Origin of the sequence: Chitinophaga lutea (genome assembly GCF_003813775.1) — a bacterium.
GTDB lineage: Bacteria > Bacteroidota > Bacteroidia > Chitinophagales > Chitinophagaceae > Chitinophaga > Chitinophaga lutea.
The window spans coordinates 2,048,930-2,075,329 of record NZ_RPDH01000002.1 but is presented as its reverse complement, the minus strand read 5'-3'; the positions used below and the strand labels follow the sequence as shown (position 1 = coordinate 2,075,329).

Genomic DNA, 26,400 nt, shown 5'->3' with positions numbered 1-26,400 from the left:
TACAAGATGAGAACGATTCAATTCAAACATATGCGGAACCTGGCGGCAGCAGGAATGGCGGCATTGATGCTGGCGGCCTGTACGAAAGGTTTCGAGCGGATCAATACCGATCCGTACGGGCTTGACGAAGAAGACCTGAAGGCGGACTTCAGGCTGATCGGGGAGCCCTTCCGCCAGATGCAGACCAGCATTTACGCCGTTTCGCCCGGTTGGGTGATGCAGGTGCAGCAAAACCTGCAGGGCGACCTTTATTCCGGCTATATGGGCGTTCCGGGGCCATTCGGCAACGGCGGCAACAACAACTCTACCTACAACCTGATAGACGGCTGGAACGAGGTGATGTGGGGCTGTGCGTACGGTTCCTACGCGCCCGCATCCAACGTATCGGTGATGCCCGTGGCGAGCACCATCAACCGGCTGGCCGGCGAGGAATTCAAGGATTTCCGCGCCTGGATGCTGATACTGAAAGTACTGGTGATGCAGCGGGTGAGTGATGTGTACGGGCCCATCGTGTACACGAAATACGGTAAGCCCAATGCCGATAAAAGCGTGGACTATGATTCGCAGAAAGATGCCTATTATGCTTTCTTCAAAGACATCGACGAAGCCATTGGCATTCTCACACCCCTCGCTTCTTCCACCAAAAAACCTTTTGCCCGCTTCGACCTGGTGTACGACGGCACTTACAAAGCCTGGCTGAAATTTGCGAACAGCCTGCGTTTGAGGATGGCCATCCGTATCTCCAAAGTGGACCCGGCAAAAGCTAAAACAGAAGGGGAGGCCGCGCTGGCGCATGCCGCGGGATTGCTCGAAACCCCGGCGGAAAATGCCGCCGTGAACATTGCGCCCACGCCCAACCCGTACAATACGTACACCAACAGTTATAACGATATCCGGATGGGTGCGCCCATGGAATCGATCCTCACCGGTTATAACGACCCGCGCCTTGCGAAATATTTCGTACCCGCCTCCGTGGCGCCGGGCAATATATTCAAAGGTGTCCGCACCGGTATTGCCCTGCCCGACAAGATCTACGCGGATTATTCGAAACTCGCGGAAATGCCCGGTAAAATGCAGCTGATGACCGCTGCCGAAGTATGGTTCCTGAAAGCCGAAGCGGCTCTGCGCGGCTGGACCGGCGCCGGTTCCGCAAAGGATAACTATGAGAAAGGCGTGAAAGCTTCATTCCTGCAGCATGGTGCGGGCGATGCCACGACCTACCTGGTAGACAATACCAGCAAGGCCGCACCGTACACCGATCTCAAAAACGCCGTGAACAACATACCCGCCGGCAGTCCCCTCCTCAGCACCGTTACCATCCGGTGGGAAGAAGGAGATGTTTTCGAGAGAAAACTGGAAAGAGTGATCACCCAGAAATGGATCGCCATGTTCCCGGACGGACAGGAAGCCTGGAGCGAATTCCGGAGAACCGGTTACCCGAAATTGTTCCCGGTGGTGGTGAACAACAGCGGCGGTAAAATCCCCACCGCTACATTCATCCGCCGTATCAATTTCTCGCAAACGGAGTATGCCACTAACCCGAAAGGTGTGGAAAGAGCCGTTACCTTGCTGGGCGGTCCCGACAATGGCGGTACGCGCCTCTGGTGGGACAAACCATAATATCCATCATCATAGACATAGCTCATCTATACAAATGAACGGCCGGCCCATCTGGGCCGGCCAATTTTTTTGGAGGGTTGATTGTGCAGCAGCCGGCAAGGAGCGCGATCAGGCTCATGGCGCCAGCGAATTTGTATACGAAAGCTAGCCCGGACGTGGCCACGGGGAATAAAATATACGCTCGGCTCATCGCATCAGCCCGGAAGCCGCATAAAAGCGGTTTATGCCGGCATGTAGGCGATAAGAAAAGCTACCCAGGTACATTGCGCCAACCGGCTATACCCATAAAAAAAGCGGCCGTAACAGCCGCTTTCCTAATTTGAAAATATCTTGTCAGGCTTCTTTGAGCCGCAGTTCATTTTTGTATTCCTTGGGTGTTTTGCCCACGATTTCCTTGAAGAAACGGTTGAAGTTGGAAAGGTTCTTGAAGCCGCAGGAGTAGGCGATTTCCGCAATCGACCAGTCTTCTTCCGTGAGGCGCTTGCAGGCGTGCCCGATGCGCACTTCGTTGAGGAACTGTACGAATGATTTTTTGGTCCTGTTTTTAAAGAACCGGCAAAACGACTGCGGGGAGAGGTTGGTGATGCTGGCCACATCCTGCAGCGAGATTTCCTTGGAGAAGTTGTTCATCACGTATTTGAACACCTCGTCTATCTTGTGGTTGTCTTTTACGTTGTAGGCATGTGAATAACCCGTGCTGGCCAGGTAATAACAATCTTTCGTTTCAGACAGGGTCTTGAGGATCTGCAGCAGGGAAATGATCCGTTCCAGGCCTTCTTTTTTAGGAAGGGCCAGGATTTCATTTTTCAGCAGCTCCTGCGTGTTGCCGATGATTTTCATGCCCCGCTGGGCGCGGTGGAAAAGGTCGGTCAGCGCTTTGGTTTCCGGCAGACCGTAAAACTTGTCCCCGAAAATATCCTTCGGGAAATAAATGACCACCGACCGCGCTTTTAACGCTTCGTCGTTGCGGTGGTACGCTTCGTCATTATACCACACATGGGGAATGTTCGGCCCCAGAAAAACCATATCGCCTACATCAAAACTTTCAATGCTGTCGCCTACAATACGTTTACCCTGACTCTCGGTCACATACACCAGCTCGCATTCCGGGTGGAAGTGAAAAGGTGTATTAAAATACGGATCGCAACGTTCTATGATAGTGATCTGGTTGTCGGCAAAGGCTCCCACTTTTATAAGAATGGGTTTCATCCGTTAGTATTTTATTTGTCAATGGTCGGATGGAGCCATGCATAAATATTATCCGTACGCAATTCGCCCTTTTAAAGACGCTAAACATGCTTCCGCATGCCCTTTTGTGTGTGGAATAGCTTTCATGCCCGGCTTCATACTTGCTTCCTTGTTGTTTGGTCCTATGAAAAAGCTGGCGATAAAACATCTGCCATTTTGAATTCTATTTTGCCAAATTATTAAATTTACGTTAAAAAAATACTAGTCGGGCACAAATTCCCAGAATATTTGTCTAGTTCCGGGAATCTTCCCGAAGGGGTTCCCGAACGGGGCCACCCGGTAGCGGCTTTGGTCGGGATACCGCTGAAAGGGGGGATTACAGGGCAGGATTTCTTTTTTGTTTCATTTTATTTTCCGTAACTTGTCGATGCTAAATCGATTAAGCACCGTATAGCGTACCACCAACTATGAAGGGAATATCAATCAAAGACATCGCAAAACAAGCGGGCGTATCTCCTACCACTGTCTCTTTTGTCCTCAACGGCAAAGCCAAAGAAAAGCGGATTAGCGACCAGGTCAGCAAAAAAATCATGAAGCTGGCGGCCAAACTCAAATATAAACCGAACCAGCTGGCCAGGGGCCTGCGCACGGGAAAAACCAAAACCATCGGACTCATCGTGGAAGACATTGCCAACAATTTCTTCGCCAACGTGGCTAAAATCGTGGAAGAGGAGGCGGACAAGTTCGGCTACAAAGTGTTGTATGGAAGCACGGAAGACAATCTCATTAAAGCGAGGGGCCTTCTGGAAGTGCTGGAGTACCGGCAGGTAGACGGGTATATCATCACCCCCACACCGAACCTCGACAAGGAAATCGAGATGCTCAAACACGCGCGCAAACCGATGGTGCTGATGGACCGTTATCTCCCGCAGATTCCGACCAATTATGTGATGGTGAACAACTTCCAGGGCGCCTACGACGCAGCGGAATACCTGCTGAAGCTCGGGTACGGCAAAATAGCGCTGGTGACCACCACCTCCGAACAGATACAGATGAAGGAGCGCCTCAACGGCTTCACGGCCGCCATGAAGGCGCACCGCGCCACCTTCCCCCGGAAATTCCTGAAAAAAATCCCGTTCGCCGCCACGAAAGACGAAGCGGTGAGCCAGATCAAAACTTTTATAGAAACCAATCCCGACCTCGACGCCATCTTTTTTTCCACCAACTACCTGGGCGTGTACGGCATCGAGTGTTTCAAAGACCTGGGCATCAAGATTGGGGACGACATAGCCATGGTGAGCTTCGATGACCACGACCTGTTCCGCCTCCACACACCCGGTATTACCTGTGTGGCCCAGCCTATCCACGACATTGCCCGCAACCTCATCCAGGTATTGATGGCGGAGCTGAACCAGAACAGTCACCAGATTAACCAGGTAGTGCTGCCGGCCACGCTCATCAAACGCGAAAGCTGTAAAAAGCGGAAGAACGCGGCGGTATAGGTGAAAGGGGGCTCGTACAACCATTCTCAAAGAAATTTTACATAAAAAGAGATGCACCGGTAACGGTGCATCTCTTTTTTATCGAATTCATGTTACTGTTCCGCTCACTAAACCGGTGTAGTGGATTTTCACCGCTCGCGTTGTTGAGCGCCTCATTGGTGGGTAGACGGTTCTTTTCATTATCCGCATATCGCCCCGGCCTTTGCATACCCGGCGCCGAAGTCTTTGTCCGTGAGTGAAAATACATAGGCAAATTTCCCCGCAAAAGGACCATGGGAGAGGTTTTGCTCTATATAAGCGTTATAACATGTGTCAAATTGACCTGGAGTGATATTATTTTCATCAAAATGAACGCAATATGAACCCTTCATCAAAAAAAAGTTAAATTTTACTTTGCTCGTTTAACAACTTTGACTAAGTTGCATGCGTTCGTTTTTCCGAACCAAACTTGTGCATGACGCAGAGATTTTGAGGAGCCCTGGTAGATCACAGGTTTTTTTTATTGCATATTGCTAAATCGTTTTATGTAATAAAGGAAATACCTGAAACCGAGAGGGAGGAGGCATTCACAGGTTTTTTTAGGGATGAATTGCTAAAACGATTTATCCATATCGCGAGAGGAAATAGCGGAGTATGTAGTGAACAATGCTGACAAAGAGATACGCAACAATGAGGTAGCCAAACATTCATCTCTCCATTTTTATCAGCCGTTTCTAATGTAGCCCGGAGCTGTGCGCAGCAGCCGGATGAAATTGTATTGCATTGTAGTTGATGTATTAAGTCAGCTATCAACCAATAAAGGATAACTATTGTTTACAGGTTCTGTTTCAAAAATTAAAATCTAAGGAAGCTATGCGAAGAATTCTGCTGCTCGCCACGTTGCTGTCTTTCGGCTTTGCCCCCCTCTCCTGGGCGCAGGTGAAGAAAGCAGTTACCGGTACCGTAAAGGATGCCCACGGTACCTTGTTGCCCGGTGTTACGGTAAAAGAAAAAGGTACGTCCAACGGGTCTATGACCACCGCCGACGGCTCATTTAAAATCAGTGTGCAACCATCGGCCACGCTGGTTTTTTCATTTATGGGATATGTGACGCAGGAAGTTCCGGCAGGAGACGGCCCGCTCAACATCGTCCTCAACGACGATTCCAAAAATCTGAATGAAGTGGTGGTAACGGCCCTCGGTATCAAACGCGAAGCCCGCAAACTGGGTTACGCCATGACGGAACTGAAAGGCTCCGAGATCGCCAAAACCAACGCCATCAACCCCGTAGCGGCCCTCCAGGGTAAAGTAGCGGGCGTTGACATTTCCGGCGCGGCCGGTGGCCCGCAGGCTGCCAACCGCATCGTGCTCCGCGGCGCCAAATCGCTCGACGGTAAAGACCAGCCGATTTTCGTGATCGACGGTGTGATCTTCGAGAACGAAATCTCCGACAACGCGGTTAACTTCGGTAACGTACTGAAAAACTTCAACCCGGATGAGTTCGAATCCGTGTCCGTGCTGAAGGGCGCTGCCGCTACCGCCCTCTACGGCTCCCGCGCACTCAACGGCGCCATTCTCATCACCACCAAAAAAGGATTTACCCGTAAAGGCCTGGGTGTGGAAGTGAGCCAGACGGTACAGTTCGAAAAAGTATACCGTGGCCCCATCGCCCTGCAGAACGTGTATGGCGCAGGTCTCAACCCCTGGTTCAACAAAGACGCTCAGGGCAATAACGTGGTGCAGGCCGGCGGTACCAGCTTCGGCCCACGCATGGAAGGCCAGATGGCTAAACTTGTGAACGGCGACATCGTTCCCTTCAGCCCGATGCCGGACAATGCCGTTGACGGTTACCAGCTGGGTAAATACTATAATACAAACGTAGCCGTGGAAGGTGGTAACGAAAAAGCGAATTTCCGCTTCTCTTACTCCCGCCTCAGCAACAACAGCGTAATGCCGAACAACGACTTCAACAGGAACTCCTTCTCCCTGAAAACTTCAGCGGTACTGAACAAATTCCTCTCTGCCGAAGGCGGCGTTACCTACGCATTCTCCAATACGCTCAATCCTACGCGCCAGGGTGGTGACTACACCAACCAGAACATCGGCCGTAAATGGATTTATATCTTCCCCCGTAACTACGACCCGGCTTACTGGAGCGCCCGTTACCTGGGCCCAAATCCCGGCCTGAGCAATATGGACGAATATCTGGGTCAGTATCCCGGCGCCGACTACTGGTTCAGCCTCAAACACGACAAGTGGGAAAGAAAAGAGAACCTGTTCATGGGTAACCTCTCCCTCACCGCGACCGCTACCGATTGGCTGAAACTTTTGCTGCGCGGTACTTTCAGTAACGAACAGAACAAAGACGACCGCCGTGAGCTGGGCTGGGGCCCGAACTTCGGTGGTTCCCGCGGCCTGTATTCCATCAGCGGCAACAACAGAACACAATATACCTTCACCGGTATGGCGATGTTCACGCCGAAACTGAACGACGACTTTTCGCTCAGCGTAAACGTTGGTGCTGAAACCTGGCGCTCACGCATCGGCAACGAATACGGCGCTGCCACTTCAGGCGGCCTGCTGATCCCCGGCAAATTCACCATCAGCAACAGCGTGGGTACCGTAAATGCCCGCAATAACAAAGTGATGGTGCCGAAGGTGATCAACTCTGTGTTCGCCGCCGCCAGCTTCTCCTATAAAAATGCATGGTTCCTGGATCTGACCGGCCGTAACGATTGGGCGTCTTCGCTCACTTACCCGGCCGGAACCGGTACCAACTCCTATTTCTATCCTTCCGTGAGCGCAGCCTGGGAATTCACCGAAACTTACAAACAGTCCATGCCTTCATGGGTGACTTATGGTAAAGTAAGGGCTTCTTACGCACGCGTGGGCGGCGACATCGACCCGGCACAGCTGAATGTCGGGTACGTAATGAACGAGCAGTGGTTCGGCGGTGTAAACCCGGTATATCTCTACAGCGATTTCAACCAGGATACTTATCCGAATAACAACCTGAAACCGTCGATGTCAGGCTCTTACGAGGTAGGTGCAGACCTGCGTTTCTTCAACAGCCGTCTGGGCCTGGACGTTGCGTATTATCAGGCAGATATCAAAAATCAGGTGTTGCAGCCAGAAGTCGCATCGGAATCCGGTGTGAAAAAGCGCTACATCAACGCCGGTCACTTCCGCAATAGGGGTATCGAGATCGCCATCAACGGCACACCGGTGAAAGGCAAAAACTTCACCTGGGATGTGAACCTGAACGGCACCCGCAACACCAACAAAATCCTCGCGCTGTATCCCGGTGTTGATACTTACGAAATGGGTAACGACCAGGACGTGCGCGTGATCGCGAAAGTAGGCGACGCGTATGGTACGCTTGTGACCAACTATGGTTACACCCGTTATGTATCTTCCGACCCGGCCAAGAACGGCCTGCCGATCATCGAAAAATCAGGCAGCTTCCCGGTACAGTTCAAACGCGGCCCTGCTGTAGTGGGTAACATCACGCCCGACTTCAACCTTGGCCTGAACAACAACTTTTCTTACAAAAACTGGTCGCTCGGCGTATTGCTGCAGGCCCGCATAGGCGGCGATATCTTCTCCGCATCTCACCAGTACGGCACCGGCCGTGGTACGGTTGAGAGCACCCTGCCCGGCCGCGACGCTGCCACCGGCGGTCTCGCCTGGGTAGACAACGGCGTTCAGCGCAACGATGGGATGATTCCCGAAGGCGTATTCGGCGCCGGCATGAAAGGCAACACCGCTACCGGTCTCAGCCAGGACATCAGCGGCATGACTTACCGCGAGGCATATGATAAAGGTTATGTAAACCCGTTGAGCCCTTATCAATACTACAGCATGATCGGCGACTGGGGTGTGGGCATCCGCGAGGCTTCCGTGTTCGACGCATCTTATGTAGCGCTGCGCGAAGTATCCCTCGGTTACACGTTCCCCACCAAAATGGTAGAACGCTGGAAACTGAACAAAGCCAGGGTATTGCTCGTTGGCCGTAACCTCGGTTACCTGTTCAACAACCTGCCGGACCACATCAACCCGGAAAGCCTGCGTAACAACAGCACCTCCGCGTTCTCCGAATACGGCGGCGCACCCTTTGTACGCAATATGGCACTCACGATTCAACTGGGCTTCTAATTTTTAAAAAGGACGAACATGAACATCAAACATAAATTAGGTATCGGTGTACTGGCGCTGGCGACATTTGCAAGCTCCTGCACCAAGGATTTTGCCGAGAAAAACAGTGACCAGGAAGTGGCGCCTGTAGTGCCGCCGGAAGTAATGATATCTGCTTCGCAAAAAGGTATTGTAGACCGCGACTTTGAGTGGTATTACGACAACTATGGCTTCCTGATGCGCTGGATGCAATTCACCGTGGCATCGCCGGAAGGCAACCAGCCGGGTATGTTCGGCGGGCAGAACACCAATGGTTTCTACGGCGCATTCTATACCAGCATCGGCCGCAACCTGGTGGCGATCGAAAAACTCATCAGCGAGCTGCCGGCGGAGAAACAGGCTGCTTACCGCAACATTGGGGCAATTACCGCCATTCACAAAGTATATGCTGCTTTCCGTGTATCCGACGTGAACGGTTCCATTCCTTACACAGAAGCGCTGAGCGCCCGCGAAACTGCTAACTTCACGCCGAAATACGACCGCCAGCAGGATCTCTTCAACCTGTTCGACGAACAGCTGAAGGCCGCCGTTACCGCCCTTCAGGGCGCGGCTGCGGGCCAGATCGGTTTCGGTAATGCGGACCTGTTTTACACCAACGCTTCCACCGCGGCAGCCAACTACGCCAAAACAGCCAACGTACTGCGCCTGAAAATCGCCGTACGCCTGCTGAAGCGCGATGCCACGAAAGCGAAACAGATCATCGACGACGTAATGGCCAGCCCTGCAGGCCTCTACGCGAGCAACGCGGAAGAGTGGAAGTTCATCTCCGGTACGCAGTTTGCCCGCGGCGGCAACTGGGGCGCGCAGGGCAACAACGCCAGCGCAGTGAGCATGAACATGATCGGCTTCCTGAAAAAATACAACGACCCGCGCCTGGCACTGTTCTACAAGAAGAACGGGATGACCGAGGAGCGTTTCAACTACATCAAAACCGGTGGCGGTTTCCCTGCTACCGCGGTGTATAACCCGGACCGTTACATCGGTCTGCCGGTTAGCCCCGACGCCCGCCAGCAGGCGCAATACGTAAGCCTGTACGGTACCAAAACCTACTCGCTGAAATTCCCCGATGGCAAAAAAGAAGATGTAACGGTGGATACGCTCACCCGTTACCAGAACCGCCTGTTCGACCTGTCTATGGACGGCGGCGCAAACGGCCAATACACCCAGCCGCTGATCAGCTACGCAGAACAGTGTTTCCTGCTGGCTGAACTGGCAGTGCGCGGCCTCATCACAGCCGATGCAGCCACCTGGTACAACAAAGGCGTTACCGCTTCCGTACAGGCATACGACGCGATGGGCAAACTGGCCGGCATCGTGGATTATGCACCGGTAGACGCAGCTGCAATCACTGCATACCTGCAGAAACCGGAGATTGCCCTCACCGGCAGCACCGAAGAGAAACTGGAAAAAATCGGCATCCAGGCATTCCTGAACTTCTTCAAAGCACCCCACGAAGCGTGGAACCAGTGGAGAAGAACAGGCTACCCGAAAAAAGGCGGTATCCTTTCCCTCGAGCCGGTAATGATCGGTGGCGCGGAAGCAGTGGTGCCCCGCCGCTGGATGCTGCCCATCCCGCACTCTTCCAACATGACCAATTACAACAACGCCCTTTCCGAAATGGCGACAACAGGAGAATATGGCAGCCCGAACGACCTGACGGGCCGCGTTTGGTGGGACAAACAGTAGAACATTGAATTTGTGCTGATGTGAAGGGTGGCTGAAAGGCCGCCCTTCTTTTTTCGGTTCCGTCAGGGCCTGGGCTCTCAACACCGGCGGCATCACGGGTATCGCAGAACCGGGCGCCTTCCCGGCCATCCGCATCGCCGGCAGGAGGGCGCATAAGAAAGCCCGTGCAGTTTTTGCACGGGCTTTCTGTTTATTGACTTGGATACTACAGTAAAAATGTTCCGTTGTCAGCTGCCGGTTTTTCGGACTTATTGATTCTTCCGGTTATCCTGTATTCATCACCGGGCGCATCCTTACACTGTTTCCTATATGGCCCATGTACGCTGCCAGCTTCGCCTATTTCCCTCAGCATCACTGCAGCAGATCTTTGATCTCGCTCAGCTTCAGCAGCGCTTCCACCGGCGTTAACCGGTTGATGTCCACCGAAGTGAGTTTGTCCCGAATCGACTGAAACGTATCGCTGTGGGCATCGAAAATGCTCAGCTGCACTTTGTGCGTGGGCGCAGCGATCTGTTGCATGGGCGCTTCGATGTGCTGGCTTTCGAGCTGGCTGAGGATTTCGTTGGCGCGGTTGATGAGCTGCGGCGGCATGCCCGCGATTTTGGCCACATGGATACCAAAGCTGTGGCGGCTGCCGCCCTGCGCCAGTTTGCGCAGGAAAATGATTTTATTGCCCACTTCCTTGTTGGTGATGTGGAAGTTCTTTACGCGGTTGTGCGTGTTCTCCAGTTCGTTCAGCTCATGATAGTGCGTGGCGAACAGGGTTTTCGGGCGGTGCGGCGTCATGTCGTGCAGATATTCCACGATGCTCCAGGCAATGGAAATACCGTCGTAGGTGCTGGTGCCGCGGCCGATCTCGTCGAGGATGATGAGGCTGCGGGGCGTGATGTTGTTGATGATGCTGGCGGTTTCATTCATCTCCACCATGAACGTACTTTCGCCGCCGCTCAGGTTGTCTGACGCGCCTACGCGGGTGAATATCTTGTCTGTGAGACCGATTTCCGCCGCCGCAGCGGGCACGAAACTGCCCATGTGGGCCATCAGGGTGATGAGGGCGGTCTGGCGCAGCAGCGCCGATTTACCGCTCATGTTCGGCCCGGTGAGAATGATCACCTGCTGCTCGTCCTGGTGCAGCAGGATGTCGTTAGCCACATAACTTTCGCCTGGCGGCAGCCCCTGTTCGATCACGGGATGGCGGCCGTCTTTGATATCGATATGATATGCCTCCGTTACCTGCGGGCGGCGGTATTTGAACTGCACGGCGTTGTGCGCGAAACACAACAGGCAGTCGAGCCGCGCCAGGGCCTGCGCATTGCGCTGCACCGGCTGGATGAAATCCTGCAGCGTGGCCAGCAGCGCATCGTACAGCTGCATTTCGAGCGCCAGTATTTTTTCTTCGGCGCCGGTGATCTTTTCTTCGTATTCCTTCAGCTCGGGCGTGATATATCTTTCCGCGTTGGCCAGCGTCTGTTTGCGTATCCAGTTGGCGGGCACTTTATTCTTATGGGTGTTGGTCACCTCGAGGTAATAGCCGAACACGTTATTGAAGGCTACTTTCAGCGAGGGGATGCCGGTGGCTTCGGATTCCTGCTGCTGGATGCGGAGCAGGTATTCTTTGCCGGAGCTGGCGATGGCGCGCAGGTCGTCGAGCTCCTTGCTCACGCCTTCGCGGATAACGCCGCCCTTATTGGCGAGTACCGGCGGGTTGTCGGACACTTCGGCCAGGATGCGCTGCAGGATACTGTCGCAGGGATCGAGCTGTTCCTGTAAATGACGCAGCAGGGGATTGGCGGTATCGTTCAGCAGTCGCTGGATCTCGCACACCTGTTGCAGCGCGCGGGCCAGCTGCATCACCTCGCGGGGATTGATTTTTTTCAGGGGGATTTTGGACACCACCCTTTCCAGGTCGCCCACGGATTTGAGGTGCTGCTGTATGCTGATGCTGCGGTCTGCTTCGCGGATGAGGTCTTCCACCGCATCCAGCCGCTCATTGATCTGTACAATATCACGCAAAGGGAACACTATCCAGCGTTTCAGCAGCCGCGCACCCATGGGCGTAAGCGTATGATCGAGCGTGCCCAGCAGGGTTTTGCCCTGCTCCACGGTGCTTTGCAGCAACTCCAGGTTGCGGATGGTGAACCGGTCCATCCACAGGAAATCGTCCTGGTCTATCCGCTGCATATTGGAGATATGCTGCAGGTTGGGATGCTCGGTATCTTTCAGGTAATGCATGGTGGCGCCGGCGGCTATGACGGCCTCCGTCATGTCTTCCACCCCGAAACCTTTGAGCGAATGTGTTTCAAAGTGTTTGTGGAGGATTTCCCGCGCATAGGTATTGGTGAAAATCCATTCTTCCAGCGTGTAGGTGTAGAACCGGCTGCCGAAGGTCTGCCGGAAATGTTTCTGCTGCTGCTTGGCGAAGATCACCTCGGCGGGCCGGAAACTCTGGAGCAGTTTGTCGATGTACTCGAGGCTGCCCTGGGCCACAAAATATTCTCCGGTGCTGATGTCGAGAAAAGCCGCGCCGGTGGCGTCCGCACCGAAATGTACGGCGGCCAGGAAGTTGTTATTGCTGTTTTCGAGTAGTTTGTCGTTGACTGCCACGCCCGGGGTCACCATTTCGGTGACGCCGCGTTTCACGATGCCTTTGACGGTTTTGGGATCTTCCAGCTGGTCGCAAATGGCTACGCGATGGCCGGCTTTCACCAGTTTGTGGAGGTATGTGTCGAGCGAATGATGGGGAAATCCTGCCAGGTCGATGAATGCGGCGCTGCCGTTCGCCCTTTTGGTGAGCACGATGCCCAGTACCCTGGAGGCGATCACCGCATCTTCGTTGAATGTTTCATAAAAGTCGCCCACCCGGAAAAGCAGTACCGCATCAGGGTATTTCGCCTTGATGGCCTTGTGCTGCTGCATTAAGGGTGTTTCTTCCGATTTACTTTTAGCCATGCGGCAAATATAAGAAGCCGGCGGCTCCGTTCGGTAATTAAAATTATCTTTGCAGGCATGCGCAAGTTAAATATGGAGGAACTGGGGCGGAAAACGGTGGCCGAATTCAAGGCGGCCGACAAAACGCCGTTGGTGCTCGTGCTCGACAATGTGCGGAGTATGCATAACGTGGGCTCCGTTTTCAGAACGGCAGACGCGTTCCTTTTACAGGGTATTATTTTATGCGGCTACACCCCGGTGCCGCCGCACCGCGACATCCAGAAAACGGCCCTGGGGGCCACCGAAACGGTGGAGTGGCAGTATTATCCCACCACCCTCGAAGCCGTGCAGGCCCTGCGGCAGGAAGGATACGCCATCATGGCCATCGAACAGGCCTCCAGTAGCGTGATGCTCGACGGTTTCCAGCCACCGGCCGCGCCGCTGGCCCTGGTGTTCGGCAACGAAGTGAGCGGGGTAGACGCGGAGGTGATCAAACAGGCGGACGGCTGCATCGAAATCCCCCAGCTCGGCATGAAACATTCGCTGAACATTTCCGTGAGCGCCGGCATTGTAGTATGGGACCTGTTCTGTAAATTAAAAAAGTAAATTCGTACCATGTCCACCACCATCAAGCACTATCTCTCCCTGGTGAAATTCAGTCACACCATTTTTGCCATGCCTTTCGCGCTGACCGGCTTTTTTATGGCGGTATCGTGGGCGGGGCATTCGTTCGACTGGACCAAGCTGCTGCTGGTAGTGCTGTGCATGGTATTTGCCCGTAGTGCGGCGATGGCCTTCAACCGCTGGCTGGATGCGGAGTTCGATAAAAAGAACCCCCGTACGGCGCAGCGCGAAATTCCCGCCGGCGTCATATCTTCCGGCAATGCCCTGTATTTTGTGATCGGCAATGCGCTGCTGTTTATCGCCACCACCTGGTTCATCAACCTGATCTGTTTCCTGCTTTCACCCGTAGCATTGCTCGTGGTGCTGGGATATAGTTATACCAAACGTTTCACCGCCCTCTGCCATCTCGTATTGGGCGTAGGTCTGTCGCTGGCGCCCATTGGCGCTTTCCTGGCGGTAACAGGGTACTTTGCCCTGCTGCCGGTGCTGCTGAGCGTGATGGTGCTCTGCTGGGTATCGGGTTTCGATATCATTTATGCCTTGCAGGACGAAGAGTTCGATAGATCGCAGCAGCTGCATTCCATCCCGGCCTGGCTGGGAAAAGCGGGCGGCCTGCGTTTTTCGGAGGCGCTGCACCTTGTAGCCGCGGCGCTGGCGGTCACCATCGGTTTACTGGGCGGGTTTCATTGGCTGTACTGGATTGGCGCCGGGGTGTTCGTGCTGATGCTGCTGATGCAGCACCGGCTGGTGAAGCCCAACGACCTTTCGCGCGTGAACCTCGCGTTTATGACCACCAACGGCGTTGCCAGCGTGGTGTATGCCGTGTTCGCGATTGCCGACATGCTGATTTTAGGCTGAGCCCCGTGTCCTGAAAATTTATTTACATTCAAACGCCGCCCCGGAGCATGGCACCGGCTGGCTAAACCCATAAAAACGACGACGCATGCCCAGAATACTGGCGATAGATTACGGGAAAAAACGCACGGGCCTGGCCGTTACCGATCCGCTGAAGATCATCGCCAGCGGGCTCGGCACCATTCCTTCGCACGAGCTGGTGCCTTACCTGAAAAAATATTTCGCGGCCGAGGCGGTAGAGCTCATTCTCATCGGCATGCCCCGCAACCTCGACGGCAGTGCTACCGATGCCACTGCCCTGGTGCAGGAATGTGTGCGCATCCTGCAGAAACATTTTCCGCAGATGCCCATTAAACAGGTAGATGAGCGCTTCACTTCCAAAATGGCCTTCCAGAGCATGATCGACAGCGGCCTGAAGAAAAAGGACCGGCAGCAGAAAGGTCTCGTGGACGAGATCAGCGCCACCATCATCCTGCAGGAGTACCTGCAATACCATGCCGGGTAAGGTGAAAATTCCTATTTTTGCATTTTCTTGTACGATTTCGATTTAACATGATATTACCAATAGTAGCCTACGGCGCCCCGGTTTTAAGAGAGGTCAGCCAGGACATTACGCCGGAATACCCGGATTTGCAGAAGCTCATCGACAATATGTGGGAAACCATGTATGCTTCCAACGGGGTAGGCCTCGCCGCCCCGCAGGTCAACAAGCCCATCCGCCTGTTCGTAGTGGACAGTGAGCAGATCATCAATAATCTCGAAGAAGATGAAACCAATGCCTATCCCGGCGATCACGGCATCAAACAGGTATTCATCAACGCAAAGATCGTTGATACCGAAGGAGACGAATGGGCGTACCAGGAAGGCTGCCTCAGCATTCCCAAAATCAGGGAAGACGTGAGCCGCCCCGAAAAGGTGAAGATCCGGTACATGGATGAAAATTTCAAGCAGCACGAACGCACGTTCCATGGCATCACCGCCCGCGTTATTTTTCATGAGTACGATCACATCGAGGGCAAACTCTTCATCGACTACCTCAAACCGCTCAAAAAACGCCTGCTGAAAGGCAAGCTGGATGATATTTCAAAAGGGAAGATCAAAGTGGATTACAAAATGACTTTCCCCAGGTAACGAAAAAGAGGCCTTGCGAAGGGCCTTTTTTTATGCGGGTATGTTTCCGGGCACGTTTGACCTTTCATTAACAATTATAAAAAATATTTATGCCTAAGAATTTCATATTGTAATATTTTTCATTATTTTAGTGCCAATATTTCTGATCTATATCATTTGGGAACTTCTAATACATATACTGAACTTGAACTGGTACAGGGGCTTCGGAACCATGACCAAACGATATTCGGCTATCTGTATGATCATTATTCTCCAGCCTTATACGGCGTTGTTCTCAAAGTCCTCAACGATGAAAATGCGGCCAGCGACGTGCTCCAGGAAGTTTTCCTGAAGATCTGGCGCGGAATCGAAAAATATGATGCGGAAAAAGGGCGTCTTTTTACCTGGATGCTCAATATCGCCCGCAATACTGCCATTGATGCGCTTCGCTCAAAAGCGCACAAGCTGGATCAGAAAATCCAGGAGCTGGGGAATGACGTATATGCACATACAAGTCAGTTAACAGTTCATCCTTCTGTGGACCACCTCGGGCTCGCCAAGGTGATTGAAAAGCTCAACAAAGAACAGCGGACTATTATTGACCTAGCATACTACAAGGGATGTACCCAGGAAGAAATTGCCCGGGTGCTGGACATTCCTTTGGGTACCGTAAAGACCAGAATGAGGAATGCCATTATTCAATTGAGGAATATACTAAAACAGGTATAGCAAAGTGGACGTACAACGTTACATATCATCCGGTATCATCGAAAGCTACGTAGTTGGCTTGGCTACCGACCAGGAGGTCAGGGAGCTGCAGGCTGCGATGGCCCAGAGCCCGGACATAAAAGCTGCGGTGGATGCCGCCCAGCTTGATATGGAGAAGTACGTGCAACTGTTTTCCATCGCGCCGCCCGAACCGGTGAAAGACCGCATCTTCCAGCGGCTGACAGGCGAAGGGGCAGACACCATCGTGCCCGTAAGCGGTGGTTCGGAAGAAACCTACAGCTATGCCGCTGCCGAAGAAGAGCCGGTGAAGGAAAAACGCCTCGTCAGCGCCGCATGGCAATACGTGGCCGCCGCCGCTATTATCGGCCTGATCGCCAGCGTTTATTTCAACTTCAATTACTACAACAGCGTAGCCGAATGGAAAAATAAATACCAGGCGCTGCTGTTCGACCAGGAAAAAATGGTGGCCGATAAAGGCGTGTACCAGACCAAAGTGCAGCAGGCCGAAGAAATGCTCGACCGCCTGCGCCAGGCCGATATGAAAATGGTGCGCATGTACACCGCTTCCAAATCCCGCCCGAACTTACTCGCCACCGTTTACATCAATCCGAAATCCGCAGACGCTTACCTGACCATCAGCAACCTGCCGGAACCGCCTGCCGACCAGCAGTACCAGCTCTGGGGCATCGTGAACAACGTGCCGGTGGATGCCGGCGTGTTCGAAATGGGCGAGGCCGCGAAAGGATTCCAGAAAGTGAAATTTGTGCCTGGCGCACAATTATATGCCGTTACCCTCGAAAAGAAAGGCGGCAGTCCCACCCCCACACTCACCGCTATGTACGTAGCCGGTAAAGTAGGCACCTGATTGCCTGCATCAGCCCTCCGCGCAAATTCCGCGCTGCAAAAATTTCTTACATTTGCCAGATGCAAAGATTCCTGCTACTGTTATTATTGTTGCCGTGCATCCATTCAAAAGCCCAGGACACAGCTATTTATAAAGGCATGACGATTAACCTCGACGAGGTGGTGATCAATGCAAAGCGTATAGGCTTCGACGTAAACGGTTTCATCAAACGTGTGGAAGACGATACCACCTTTTACCGCGCGTTCAAAAATCTCCGCATCGTAGGGTTTACGGCCGATAATGACATCCGCATCACCGACAAGGCCGGCGGTAAAACCATCGCCTCCCTCAAATCGCATACCCGCCAGGTCATGACCGGCAACTGCCGCAAAATGGACGTGCTCGACGAACAGACCACCGGAGATTTCTATAACCGCAAAGGCGATTACAACTACTACACCGCCGAGCTCTACGCCAACCTGTTTTTCACCAAAGGCACGGTGTGCAATGAGGAAGGCGGCTCCGCCAAAGGCAGCCTGGCCCGGCATAAATCACAGCTTAAACAACTGATTTTCAATCCCGGTAAACCCATTTCCGGCGTGCCTGTAGTGGGCAGCAAAGTGGCCGTGTTCGATCCGGCCCTCATGCGCTATTATGATTTTTCCATCAAAGCAGCTACCTACGCCGGTGCGGAATGTTACGTGTTCAGCGCCGTGATGCGCAAGAATATGAGCGCCATGGACCGCGCGGAAATAGTATATGACGAGCTGATCACCTATTTCAACAAGGAAACCATGGAAATCGTGGGGCGCAGGTATTCCCTGTCGTACAGAACCCTTGTGTTCGATTTTAATGTGAAGATGAACGTGCAGATGACGAAAATGGGCGACCTGCTGCTGCCCGCGCTCATCACCTACAACGGCACCTGGAACGTGCCTTTTAAAAAGCGCGAAACGGCCGTGTTTACAGCGAAGTTCTCGGCGTTTGAGAAGTAGCATCCGTTGCCGAAGGGCGTCGGAGAATCAGATATCAACCGTAAAAGCAAAATCCCTCCCAAGGTACTCGCCCGGGGAGGGATTTTTTCTTTTATCGCATCGGGGGTGATAATGCCCGTTTTGTTATTTTCCTGAATTCAGCTCATCCACATATGCCGGCACCCAATATGATCGTATCAGGATGATTGTCCGGTTTTGTGCTCCTCCGCCTATCCATCTTATCGTATCAGGGTGATCGTCCCTGTTTTGTTATACTTCTTCAAATTCAGCTCGTCTACATATTCCAGCACCCACACGTATGTGTTCATGGCGGCGGGAGAGCCGTTGTACAGGCCGTTCCAGCCTACCCTCGGGTCTGTGGTATGGAAGATAAACTCACCCCAGCGGTTGTAAATGCTCAGTTTGTATTGCCCTATCTGGCAGCGGTATACGGGTCTGAAATAATCGTTGCGCCCGTCGCCATTGGGTGTGAAGGCGTTGGGTAAAAACACGGTGCAGTCACAGTCCTGGTAATAAACGGTCACCGAATCAGTGGCGCGGTTACACACATTCTGCGCCACGATGGCGTAGATGCCGGGCTGCGTTACCAGGAAGTTGGCTACGGAGGTACTGTCCTGCCATTTGTAATTATCACCGGCTCCCCTCGGTACCAGGCGCAGGGTTTCACCGATGCACAGCGTAGTGTCTTCTCCCAGCGTTACCCGCAGGCTGTCCTGGAAGTCTACGCGGATGGTGTCTTTTTCCACGCACCGGCCGATCTGTACCGTCACGTAATAGTAGCCCGAGCTGTCCACGTGATAGGTCGCCTGGTCGGAACCGTCCTGCCAGAGATAATTGCCGGTGCCGTGGTCGGCGGTGAGCACAAGGAAGTTGCCATAACACATGGTGGTGTCGTTACCCAGGCTGAAGGGCCGTAGCCGGCTGTATCGCACTTCCATGGTGTCCACCACGTCGCAGAACCCGTTGATGGTCACAAACACCGAATACGCGCCGCCGCGGTTCACCGTAATCTGCGGGTTGCGCGAACCGGTGTTCCACCGGTAGGAAGTAGCTTCGGGGCGGGTGGCGTTCAGGGTTACCGTTTCACCTGCGCACAGCAGCGTATCGGCGCCGAGACTGAAAGGGTAGGGCGTTCCCTGGAAAGTGAGGGTCACCTGGTCGGTGTAGGTGCCGCATCCCGCCACGTCTACAGACACACTGTAGGTGGTGGTGACGTTGCTGGAATTGGCGATGATCGTGGGGGTGGTTTCGCCGGTGCTCCACAGGTACGTGGCGTTTTGCGCCGTAGCGTCGAGCGTCAGCAGTTCGTTATTGCAGAGGACCCGGTCGGGGCCCAGGTCAATGTCCGGGATGAGGGAATGAAAAATGTTGATGGAATCCAGTTCACGACAGCCGTTGTACGCCACGTAATACGTGCCCGGCTCGGTGACGGTGAACACGTTGGTGCCCACCACGGTATCTTCCGCAAAATACCAGGTATACACGGCGGCGGCGTCGTAAGGCACCACCAGGTCGTGCGTGGCGTTTTCGCAAAGCGTCAGGTTCACGGGCCCGAGGTCTACGCCGCGGCGATCTACAATGGTGATCGGAACGGTGGTGATATCTTCCACCCCGTTCCTGTAAACTTTCAATGTAACGGTGTAGGTGCCGGGGGCCGGGTAAATATGGGTGGCCCCGGTGATCAGATCGGACGAGTCCGTCGGCAACAGCGGCGGGCTCACGAAATACCATTTAACGGAATCGATATCGTTGACCGGGTCGGTGATGGTGAACTCCACCTCTTCGCCCGTACAGGTAGTATTGTAGGTGAAATTGGTCAGCAGGGACGGGGCGCCTGAGCGAGCGGTAAACGGGGCCGCCAGCAGGATAGTCAGGATAATTATCAGGAGGTTTTTCGTCGGAACCATTGCGCCTCTAAATTAGTAGAAATATTGATATGTAGAATGTTTTTAATAAAATAGGTAAGCCTGAATTAAGCTTGGGGCGAGGGGTGAACAGCAACTTTTCATGATCCTCGTGTAACTTTTTCCAATTCAGGAACGCCTGAAGAGAAGTATTTAGTACACCCCGGTATCACTTTGCCGGAGGTTGATCAAAAACAGCGGGTATCATCCGAAATCATGACCTGGAATCTTTAACATGAAAACACATTTCCTGATTCTGTTACTGGTAACGGCGATAAAAAAGTATCCACGGGAAGCGTTTTCCTTGAGATTCAGAGGATTTACGAATAATCATTCGTCGTCCTTCCGCCGGTATCTTCTCCACTTTTCCAGTACGCCGGCAAAATCGGCAGGCAGTTCGCTTTCGAACAACACGGGTTTCCGGGTGCGGGGGTGAATGAAGCCCAGCGTCTGCGCATGGAGGGCATGGCGGGGCATGATCTCGAAGCAGTTTTCCACGAACTGTTTGTATTTGGCGAAAATGGTGCCTTTCACGATACGGTCGCCGCCGTAGGTATCGTCGTTGAACAGGGAATGGCCGATATGCTGCATATGCACACGGATCTGGTGCGTGCGGCCGGTTTCGAGCCGGCAGGCAATGAGGCTCACATAGTTGAAGCGCTCCAGTACTTCATAGTGGGTGATGGCTTCCTTGCCGTATTCACCGTCCGGGTAGGCGTCCATGATCTTCCGGAAACGCTGGTGCCGGCCCACATGGGCGACCACCGTGCCTTTATCTTCTTCAAAATCGCCCCAAACCAGCGCCAGGTACCGGCGCTGCACCGTATGGTCGAAAAACTGTTTGGCCAGGTCGGTCATGGCTTTTTCTGACTTGGCCACTACCAGCAGGCCGCTGGTGTTTTTGTCGATGCGGTGCACCAGCCCGAAGCGGGGGATGACCGGCTCCGTGGCATTCACTTTATCGTCGCCGAGGTAATAGGCGAGGGCGTTCACCAGGGTGCCGGTATAGTTGCCGCAGCCGGGGTGCACCACCATGCCGGGCGGTTTATTGATGATGAGGATATCGTCGTCTTCGAACACGATGTTCAGCGGGATGTTTTCCGGTTTTACTTCCGTGCTTTCCGGGTTTTTGGTGGAATACACGATCAGCCGGTCGAGTGGCCGCACCTTGTAGTTGGATTTCACCGGTTTGTCGTTCACCAGCACCATGCCGGCCTCGATGGCCTGCTGCACTTTGCTGCGGGTGGCGCCCTCGATGCGGTTCTGGATGAATTTGTCGATCCGCAGGGGCTCCTGGCCCTTGTCTACCACAAGGTTCACCCGCTCGTATATTTCCTCGCTGCCTTCGCCGTTCTCCAGTTCGTCTTCCAGCAACTCCTGCATTTGATCGCTCATTGACTAAAAATTTTTGCAAAGATAGCTTATAGTTATCTTTGCAGGCGAATCATAAGCGGATGAAACAGCAGATAAGGGTGAAAGATCTGGGGCGGATGCCCTACCAGGCCGCCTGGGACTACCAGGAGCGGCTGTTGCAGGAAAATGTGCAGGTGAAGGCAGATTTGCGCAACGGACTGGAAACCAATGCCGTAACGCAACACCATTTGTTGTTTTGCGAACATCCTCCCGTATATACCATTGGTAAAAGCGGGCACATGGAGCACCTCCTCATTAGCAATACCCAGTTACAGGAAAAAGGCATCGAATTCGTACAGACCAACCGCGGGGGCGACATCACCTTCCACGGAGAAGGGCAGGTAGTGGGCTACCCCATCATCGACCTGGAACTGTTCTTTACCGATATCGGCAAATATCTCCGCCTGCTGGAAGAGGTGATCATCCGCATGCTGGCTGATTATGGCATCACCGCGGGCCGCTCCAAAGGCGAAACGGGCGTCTGGATAGACGCCGACATTCCCGGGCGGGCACGCAAGATCTGCGCCATGGGCGTGCGCTGCAGCCGCTGGGTAACCATGCACGGCTTCGCCGTCAACATCAATACCAACCTGGATTATTTCAACAATATCATCGCCTGCGGCATTGTAGGCAAGCAGGTGACCTCGCTCCATAAAGAGATCGGCCGCACCGTGCCGATGGAAGCAGTAAAAGAAAAAATCACCCGTTATTTCGCGGAAGTGTTTGAAGCGGAACTGTTGCCAGTAGAGGTGGTGCATTGAGGCATGGAGGCCCCTCTCGATACAAACTAATTTGCATTTACTTGTTCCCCGGCGGTTACCAACGGTTGCAATGCAGTGGTCAGCCTCATTGTTTGCATATGCTCCTGTATGGGCATGCAACAGCGTTTGAACGCCATTAATTCCTGTAGTTCAGCGGAATGAACACACTCCACTTTTCGAACAGTTTCCCGTCTTCGTAAATCTCGAAATTAAACCAGCCGGCATGCATGAAGGTGGCCTTTTCCAGGATGAGGAAGGGCTCGGTTACCTGTTCCACTTCGAACAGGAAGGTACCGGTGGGCTCGAAGAATTTAATGCTGTATTTTTTTTGCGGCGCCTGTGGCAGGCGGATGTTCACATTGCCGTCGGCCGTGGTGTAGATGTAAGGAGAAGGTTTCCAGGGAACGGCGGACTGTGTGCCGGTAGCCCCGGGCGTGGCATTGGTGATGTCGCCGGCCCCCAGTATGGTGGTTCCCGAAATGGTGGAATCCGGTACGGCCAGCACCGTTTTACTGTACATGAAACGGTTGTCTTTAAAGAGGATGAACAGACGGTAGTAGCTTTTGCCAGGTAAAGGTTTGTTGTCGAGGTAAGCATTCCGGCTTTCTGTAGGATAGCTGGCATAACCGATGGTGGTGAAGTTCAGCACACTGTCGAGCGAGCGCTGGATACCGATCTGCGCGGTGTTCGGAAAGCCGGAAATCCAGTCCAGCTGGATCTTTCCCGGCTTGATCAACGCCTGGAAATTAGGCAGAACGGGAACGGTGGGTGCTTGTTGAGCCCTTGCAGTGGTAATGGTACCTATAAAAATCACGATGGCTATGATACTTCTAACAGTCTGCTTCATACAGTACATCCAAAATGCTTAAGTTGGCAAAAATACAATTCTGATGCCCAAATATACGGCACCCGTTTTTATTTAGTAACATAGAACGCCGGGGGCCAGCGATTCATTGCCCTGCAGGCCACCGGAATGAATGAGCAGCAAGCGGCTGCCGGGCGGGAAAAAATTTTCGGCGAGCAACAACCGCACGGCCAGTACCAGTTTTCCGGTATATACCCGGTCTGTCTGAATAGTTGTTTGCCGGTAAAAATCATTCATATCACCGATCAGCCGTTCGCTGATTTTACCATAACCGCCTTCGTGAAAATCGTGTAGTAGCTGCCAGGATGTACGATTTCCGGGATGTATCAGTTCTGCAGTACTGTTGTTCAGTGAAAATGCGCCTTTCAGCACAGAGATGCCTGTTACCTGTTGCGAGGTGGCGGAGTTGATGAGGCCCGCCAGCGTGGTGCCGGTGCCTACGGCGCAGATCACGTGTGTGAAGCTTGCCCCGCCGGCCAGCGGCAATATTTCTTCACAGCCTTTCACGCCGAGCGCGTTATGGCCGCCTTCTGGTATCACGTATGCATCGCGGGCGCCGGTGATACGGTATACGGCTGATGCATCTCCCTGCTGCGTCAGCCGCCGGTAATCGTCGCGGCTCACAAACACCAGCTGCATCCCCATTTCTCCGGCCTGCTGCAGCGTGTGGCCGGGCACAGCGGGTTGTTCGCCGCGTACCACGCCGGTGCAGGCAATGCCCTGTTCACGACAGGCCGCAGCGGTGGCTACCAGGTGGTTGGAGTAAGCGCCGCCGAACGTAACAACGGGCCTGCCTGTGGCCGCCAGCAGGTTGTATTTCAGCTTGAACCACTTATTGCCCGAAACTACCGGGTGCAACCGGTCCAAACGCAACATGGCTGCCTGAGTTTCCGCAGGCAGCCATGTGGTATGAAAAGGTTGCAGTATGTTCTCAGTAGAAAAGTGCATTCCGCAAATTAACGCTTTGTTTGCCTTTCAGCCCAAAGCTCACCTGCAGCTGCTGATCGCCGCCGGCATCGAAATACTGCACGCGTATCTTGTGCATGCCCGTGCGGAGGGGGATCAGCCCTGTTTTTTCGGTGGGCGCGTGTTCCCCGTCGTTGTCCACCACCAGCTCATCATCGATGTACAGCAGGGAACCGTCGTCTGAATTGGTTTTGAACTCATACACGCCGTCCGTATCCACCTTTACATATCCTTCGTACGTAACGCCGAAGGTCACCTTTGCGATAAAGGGGCGGATGTCGATCGTCGGCAATATGCCGGTGGAATCAGCTTTGCCGCCCGTGTTTTTCGCCTGGTTGAAGGTCCTGTAATAAGCGTTGAAGCGGATGCCTTTGTTGACGGCATTCACCGGCTGCGCGTTTTTATAACGCTTGCGGATATATGTTCTGGTGTATACGGCGCTGCTTCTCCCATCCGCCAATACCACCACGTATTTCAGTGTCATGGGCTGGCTGATGGTAAGGGCTTTGGTGAACAGGGCGCTGCCGGTGGAAGGAATAGTGCCGTCGGTGGTGTAATACACTTTGGCGCCGGCTACTGCGGGCGTAAGGTCTGCCGTTACGCTGCCGTTGTCGGCCAGTACCTGCACGTCTTCACCGGGCGATTCAGGGATGCGGAAGCTGACGCCGCGTGCCTGCAATGCAGCCAGACGCTGCGGCAGTGCGCCGGTGAAGCGCGAATAATTCTTCTTGTCCGCCGGGCTCCAGGATATTTCCGCCAGTGCCAGGGCGCGCGGGTAGGTGAAATAATCCGCCGTTTTACCGTCGGGGATATACTCGCTCCATACGTTACCCTGTACGCCTTTGATGTATTGTTTTTCGGATGCGCTGAGCGAGGCGGGATAGGGCTCATAGCTGTACACCCGCTCCAGCGGCAGGAAGCCGCCGATGCCCAGGGGCTCGGTAGCGGAACTGCCCTGCAGGTAGTCGAGGTAGAGATAGGTGTTCGGCGTCATGATCACATCGTGCTTCTGCTGTGCCGCAGCGATACCACCGGCTTCGCCGCGCCAGCTCATCACGGTGGCATCCGGCGCGAGGCCGCCTTCGAGGATTTCATCCCAGCCGATGATCTTGCGGCCTTTGCTGTTGAGGAATTTTTCCATGCGCTGGATGAAATAACTCTGCAGCTCGTGTTCGTCTTTCAGGCCGAGCGCCTTGATGCGCGCCTGGCATTTGGGACAGGCTTTCCAGCGGTCTTTCGGGCATTCGTCGCCGCCGATGTGCACATACTTGCCGGGGAAAAGGGGCAGCACTTCCGTGAGCACATCTTCCAGGAAAGTAAATACCTTGTCGTTGCCGGCGCAGAACACTTCCTTATGCACGCCCCATTTGGTAGACACTTCATAAGGCCCGCCGGTGCAGCCCAGCTCGGGATACGCGGCCAGCGCGGCCTGTGCGTGACCGGGCATTTCGATTTCCGGCACTACCGTAATGAAACGGTCAGCCGCATATTGCACGATATCTTTCACTTCTTCCTGCGTATAATACCCGCCGTACGGTTTGCCGTCGAACTTGCCTTCGCGCAGGTGACCTTTGCTGGTTTCCTTCCGTTTGGACGCTACGCTCTGCAGCAGGGGATACTTTTTGATCTCGATGCGCCAACCCTGGTCTTCCGTGAGGTGCCAGTGAAAGCGGTTGAGTTTGTAATGGGCCATCACGTCGATGAACTGCTTCACGTACGCTACCGGGTAGAAATAACGCCCCACATCGAGCATCAGCCCGCGGTAGGCGAACCGCGGCTCGTCTTTGATGGTTACGGACGGCACGGCGATCCTGTTTTTGACAGCGTCCGGCAGCATTTGTTCCAGTGTTTGCACGCCGTAAAACAGGCCTGCCGCGCGGCCCTGCAGCACGATCTTGTTCTTTGCCGCCGTCAGCTGGTAGCCCTCTTCGGGCAGGGCTTCGTCTTCGGAAAAAATCAGCGTGCTGTTTTGCATGGTGCCTTTTTCGAGGGAGTAGCCGTAGTTGGCTTTCAGGAAAAGGTTGAACAGGGTAGCGGCCTTTTCAGCGCCGGCGCCGTTCGTGAAGTATTTCATCTGGGGCGTGATGAACACCTGGCCCTGCAATGTTTGTACGGATTGCGGTTCGGGAATCAGGGACAGCAAGGGTTGCTTTTGCTGCGCCGTTCCCGTAAAGAAGGCCAGCGCAGCGAAAGCGGAAAGAAGTGTTTTTTTCATATCAGTTGTTAATACTTGGTGT

Annotated in this window: 19 protein-coding genes; 12 read left to right on the top strand and 7 right to left on the bottom strand. The window is 53.7% G+C overall.

Annotated features, from left to right (window positions below):
- The first annotated feature begins 6 nt into the window (after nt 1-6).
- Complete coding sequence (locus EGT74_RS20620; protein WP_246008264.1) at nt 7-1,620, top strand: RagB/SusD family nutrient uptake outer membrane protein; 1,614 nt, start codon at nt 7-9, stop codon at nt 1,618-1,620.
- Nucleotides 1,621-1,953: 333 nt separating this feature from the next.
- Here EGT74_RS20620 and EGT74_RS20615 read toward each other — a convergent pair whose 3' ends face one another.
- Entirely contained in the window at nt 1,954-2,829 is an 876-nt protein-coding gene (locus EGT74_RS20615; RefSeq protein ID WP_123848448.1) for an AraC family transcriptional regulator, read from the bottom strand.
- A 446-nt stretch (nt 2,830-3,275) separates the two neighbouring features.
- Between EGT74_RS20615 and EGT74_RS20610 the strand changes: the two genes are divergently transcribed.
- The 3 genes from EGT74_RS20610 to EGT74_RS20600 all read left to right on the top strand — a co-directional run bounded on the left by EGT74_RS20610 (nt 3,276) and on the right by EGT74_RS20600 (nt 10,169).
- Nucleotides 3,276-4,310 carry a LacI family DNA-binding transcriptional regulator gene (locus EGT74_RS20610; RefSeq protein ID WP_123848447.1) on the top strand — a complete coding sequence of 345 codons (1,035 nt, stop codon included), beginning with the start codon at nt 3,276-3,278 and terminating at the stop codon, nt 4,308-4,310.
- 852 nt (nt 4,311-5,162) lie between these two features.
- Nucleotides 5,163-8,444 carry a SusC/RagA family TonB-linked outer membrane protein gene (locus EGT74_RS20605; RefSeq protein ID WP_123848446.1) on the top strand — a complete coding sequence of 1,094 codons (3,282 nt, stop codon included), beginning with the start codon at nt 5,163-5,165 and terminating at the stop codon, nt 8,442-8,444.
- 18 nt (nt 8,445-8,462) lie between these two features.
- Nucleotides 8,463-10,169: a SusD/RagB family nutrient-binding outer membrane lipoprotein gene (locus EGT74_RS20600; RefSeq protein ID WP_123848445.1), complete on the top strand. Its 1,707-nt coding sequence runs from the start codon at nt 8,463-8,465 to the stop codon at nt 10,167-10,169.
- 351 nt (nt 10,170-10,520) lie between these two features.
- On the opposite strand, the gene mutS is transcribed toward EGT74_RS20600, so the two are convergent.
- Entirely contained in the window at nt 10,521-13,118 is a 2,598-nt protein-coding gene (gene mutS, locus EGT74_RS20595) for a DNA mismatch repair protein MutS (protein WP_123848444.1), read from the bottom strand.
- A 57-nt stretch (nt 13,119-13,175) separates the two neighbouring features.
- Between mutS and EGT74_RS20590 the strand changes: the two genes are divergently transcribed.
- From EGT74_RS20590 to EGT74_RS20560, 7 genes are all read left to right on the top strand, one after another.
- A complete protein-coding gene (locus EGT74_RS20590) occupies nt 13,176-13,703 on the top strand; it encodes an RNA methyltransferase (RefSeq protein ID WP_181954764.1) in 528 nt (175 codons plus the stop codon).
- A gap of 9 nt (nt 13,704-13,712) precedes the next feature.
- Nucleotides 13,713-14,579, top strand: coding sequence for a UbiA-like polyprenyltransferase (locus tag EGT74_RS20585; RefSeq protein WP_123848443.1), 867 nt, complete (start codon nt 13,713-13,715; stop codon nt 14,577-14,579).
- A gap of 85 nt (nt 14,580-14,664) precedes the next feature.
- The gene (ruvX, locus tag EGT74_RS20580; RefSeq protein ID WP_123848442.1) at nt 14,665-15,081 is read left to right on the top strand and encodes a Holliday junction resolvase RuvX; all 417 of its coding nucleotides are present in this window, start codon (nt 14,665-14,667) and stop codon (nt 15,079-15,081) included.
- A gap of 47 nt (nt 15,082-15,128) precedes the next feature.
- On the top strand, nt 15,129-15,707 hold the full coding sequence (gene def, locus EGT74_RS20575) for a peptide deformylase (protein WP_123848441.1): 579 nt from the start codon (nt 15,129-15,131) through the stop codon (nt 15,705-15,707).
- Between the two features lie 156 nt (nt 15,708-15,863).
- Nucleotides 15,864-16,415 carry an RNA polymerase sigma factor gene (locus EGT74_RS20570; protein WP_123848440.1) on the top strand — a complete coding sequence of 184 codons (552 nt, stop codon included), beginning with the start codon at nt 15,864-15,866 and terminating at the stop codon, nt 16,413-16,415.
- A gap of 4 nt (nt 16,416-16,419) precedes the next feature.
- Entirely contained in the window at nt 16,420-17,280 is an 861-nt protein-coding gene (locus EGT74_RS20565) for an anti-sigma factor (RefSeq protein WP_123848439.1), read from the top strand.
- A gap of 137 nt (nt 17,281-17,417) precedes the next feature.
- Nucleotides 17,418-18,254: a hypothetical protein gene (locus tag EGT74_RS20560; protein WP_123848438.1), complete on the top strand. Its 837-nt coding sequence runs from the start codon at nt 17,418-17,420 to the stop codon at nt 18,252-18,254.
- A 218-nt stretch (nt 18,255-18,472) separates the two neighbouring features.
- On the opposite strand, the gene EGT74_RS20555 is transcribed toward EGT74_RS20560, so the two are convergent.
- Both EGT74_RS20555 and EGT74_RS20550 read right to left on the bottom strand, forming a co-directional pair.
- Complete coding sequence (locus EGT74_RS20555; protein ID WP_123848437.1) at nt 18,473-20,161, bottom strand: T9SS type B sorting domain-containing protein; 1,689 nt, start codon at nt 20,159-20,161, stop codon at nt 18,473-18,475.
- Between the two features lie 327 nt (nt 20,162-20,488).
- Entirely contained in the window at nt 20,489-21,553 is a 1,065-nt protein-coding gene (locus EGT74_RS20550) for an RluA family pseudouridine synthase (protein WP_220392915.1), read from the bottom strand.
- A 59-nt stretch (nt 21,554-21,612) separates the two neighbouring features.
- On the opposite strand from EGT74_RS20550, the gene lipB reads away from it, so the two are divergent.
- A complete protein-coding gene (lipB, locus tag EGT74_RS20545) occupies nt 21,613-22,332 on the top strand; it encodes a lipoyl(octanoyl) transferase LipB (protein ID WP_123848436.1) in 720 nt (239 codons plus the stop codon).
- 136 nt (nt 22,333-22,468) lie between these two features.
- Here lipB and EGT74_RS20540 read toward each other — a convergent pair whose 3' ends face one another.
- From EGT74_RS20540 to EGT74_RS20530, 3 genes are all read right to left on the bottom strand, one after another.
- Nucleotides 22,469-23,179, bottom strand: a complete 711-nt coding sequence (locus tag EGT74_RS20540; RefSeq protein ID WP_123848435.1) for a hypothetical protein — start codon at nt 23,177-23,179, stop codon at nt 22,469-22,471.
- Nucleotides 23,180-23,251: 72 nt separating this feature from the next.
- Nucleotides 23,252-24,073: a 1-aminocyclopropane-1-carboxylate deaminase/D-cysteine desulfhydrase gene (locus EGT74_RS20535; RefSeq protein WP_158618242.1), complete on the bottom strand. Its 822-nt coding sequence runs from the start codon at nt 24,071-24,073 to the stop codon at nt 23,252-23,254.
- Between the two features lie 55 nt (nt 24,074-24,128).
- Complete coding sequence (locus EGT74_RS20530) at nt 24,129-26,378, bottom strand: family 20 glycosylhydrolase (RefSeq protein WP_123848433.1); 2,250 nt, start codon at nt 26,376-26,378, stop codon at nt 24,129-24,131.
- Nucleotides 26,379-26,400 lie beyond the last annotated feature (22 nt).

Bases quoted from the DNA above. Each gene is read 5' to 3' on its own strand.
- EGT74_RS20620 (WP_246008264.1), top strand. From the start codon at position 7: ATGAGAACGATTCAATTCAAACATATGCGGAACCTGGCGGCAGCAGGA.
- EGT74_RS20615 (WP_123848448.1), bottom strand. From the start codon at position 2,829: ATGAAACCCATTCTTATAAAAGTGGGAGCCTTTGCCGACAACCAGATC.
- EGT74_RS20610 (WP_123848447.1), top strand. From the start codon at position 3,276: ATGAAGGGAATATCAATCAAAGACATCGCAAAACAAGCGGGCGTATCT.
- EGT74_RS20605 (WP_123848446.1), top strand. From the start codon at position 5,163: ATGCGAAGAATTCTGCTGCTCGCCACGTTGCTGTCTTTCGGCTTTGCC.
- EGT74_RS20600 (WP_123848445.1), top strand. From the start codon at position 8,463: ATGAACATCAAACATAAATTAGGTATCGGTGTACTGGCGCTGGCGACA.
- mutS (WP_123848444.1), bottom strand. From the start codon at position 13,118: ATGGCTAAAAGTAAATCGGAAGAAACACCCTTAATGCAGCAGCACAAG.
- EGT74_RS20590 (WP_181954764.1), top strand. From the start codon at position 13,176: ATGCGCAAGTTAAATATGGAGGAACTGGGGCGGAAAACGGTGGCCGAA.
- EGT74_RS20585 (WP_123848443.1), top strand. From the start codon at position 13,713: ATGTCCACCACCATCAAGCACTATCTCTCCCTGGTGAAATTCAGTCAC.
- ruvX (WP_123848442.1), top strand. From the start codon at position 14,665: ATGCCCAGAATACTGGCGATAGATTACGGGAAAAAACGCACGGGCCTG.
- def (WP_123848441.1), top strand. From the start codon at position 15,129: ATGATATTACCAATAGTAGCCTACGGCGCCCCGGTTTTAAGAGAGGTC.
- EGT74_RS20560 (WP_123848438.1), top strand. From the start codon at position 17,418: ATGACGATTAACCTCGACGAGGTGGTGATCAATGCAAAGCGTATAGGC.
- EGT74_RS20555 (WP_123848437.1), bottom strand. From the start codon at position 20,161: ATGGTTCCGACGAAAAACCTCCTGATAATTATCCTGACTATCCTGCTG.
- EGT74_RS20550 (WP_220392915.1), bottom strand. From the start codon at position 21,553: ATGAGCGATCAAATGCAGGAGTTGCTGGAAGACGAACTGGAGAACGGC.
- lipB (WP_123848436.1), top strand. From the start codon at position 21,613: ATGAAACAGCAGATAAGGGTGAAAGATCTGGGGCGGATGCCCTACCAG.
- EGT74_RS20540 (WP_123848435.1), bottom strand. From the start codon at position 23,179: ATGAAGCAGACTGTTAGAAGTATCATAGCCATCGTGATTTTTATAGGT.
- EGT74_RS20535 (WP_158618242.1), bottom strand. From the start codon at position 24,073: ATGTTGCGTTTGGACCGGTTGCACCCGGTAGTTTCGGGCAATAAGTGG.
- EGT74_RS20530 (WP_123848433.1), bottom strand. From the start codon at position 26,378: ATGAAAAAAACACTTCTTTCCGCTTTCGCTGCGCTGGCCTTCTTTACG.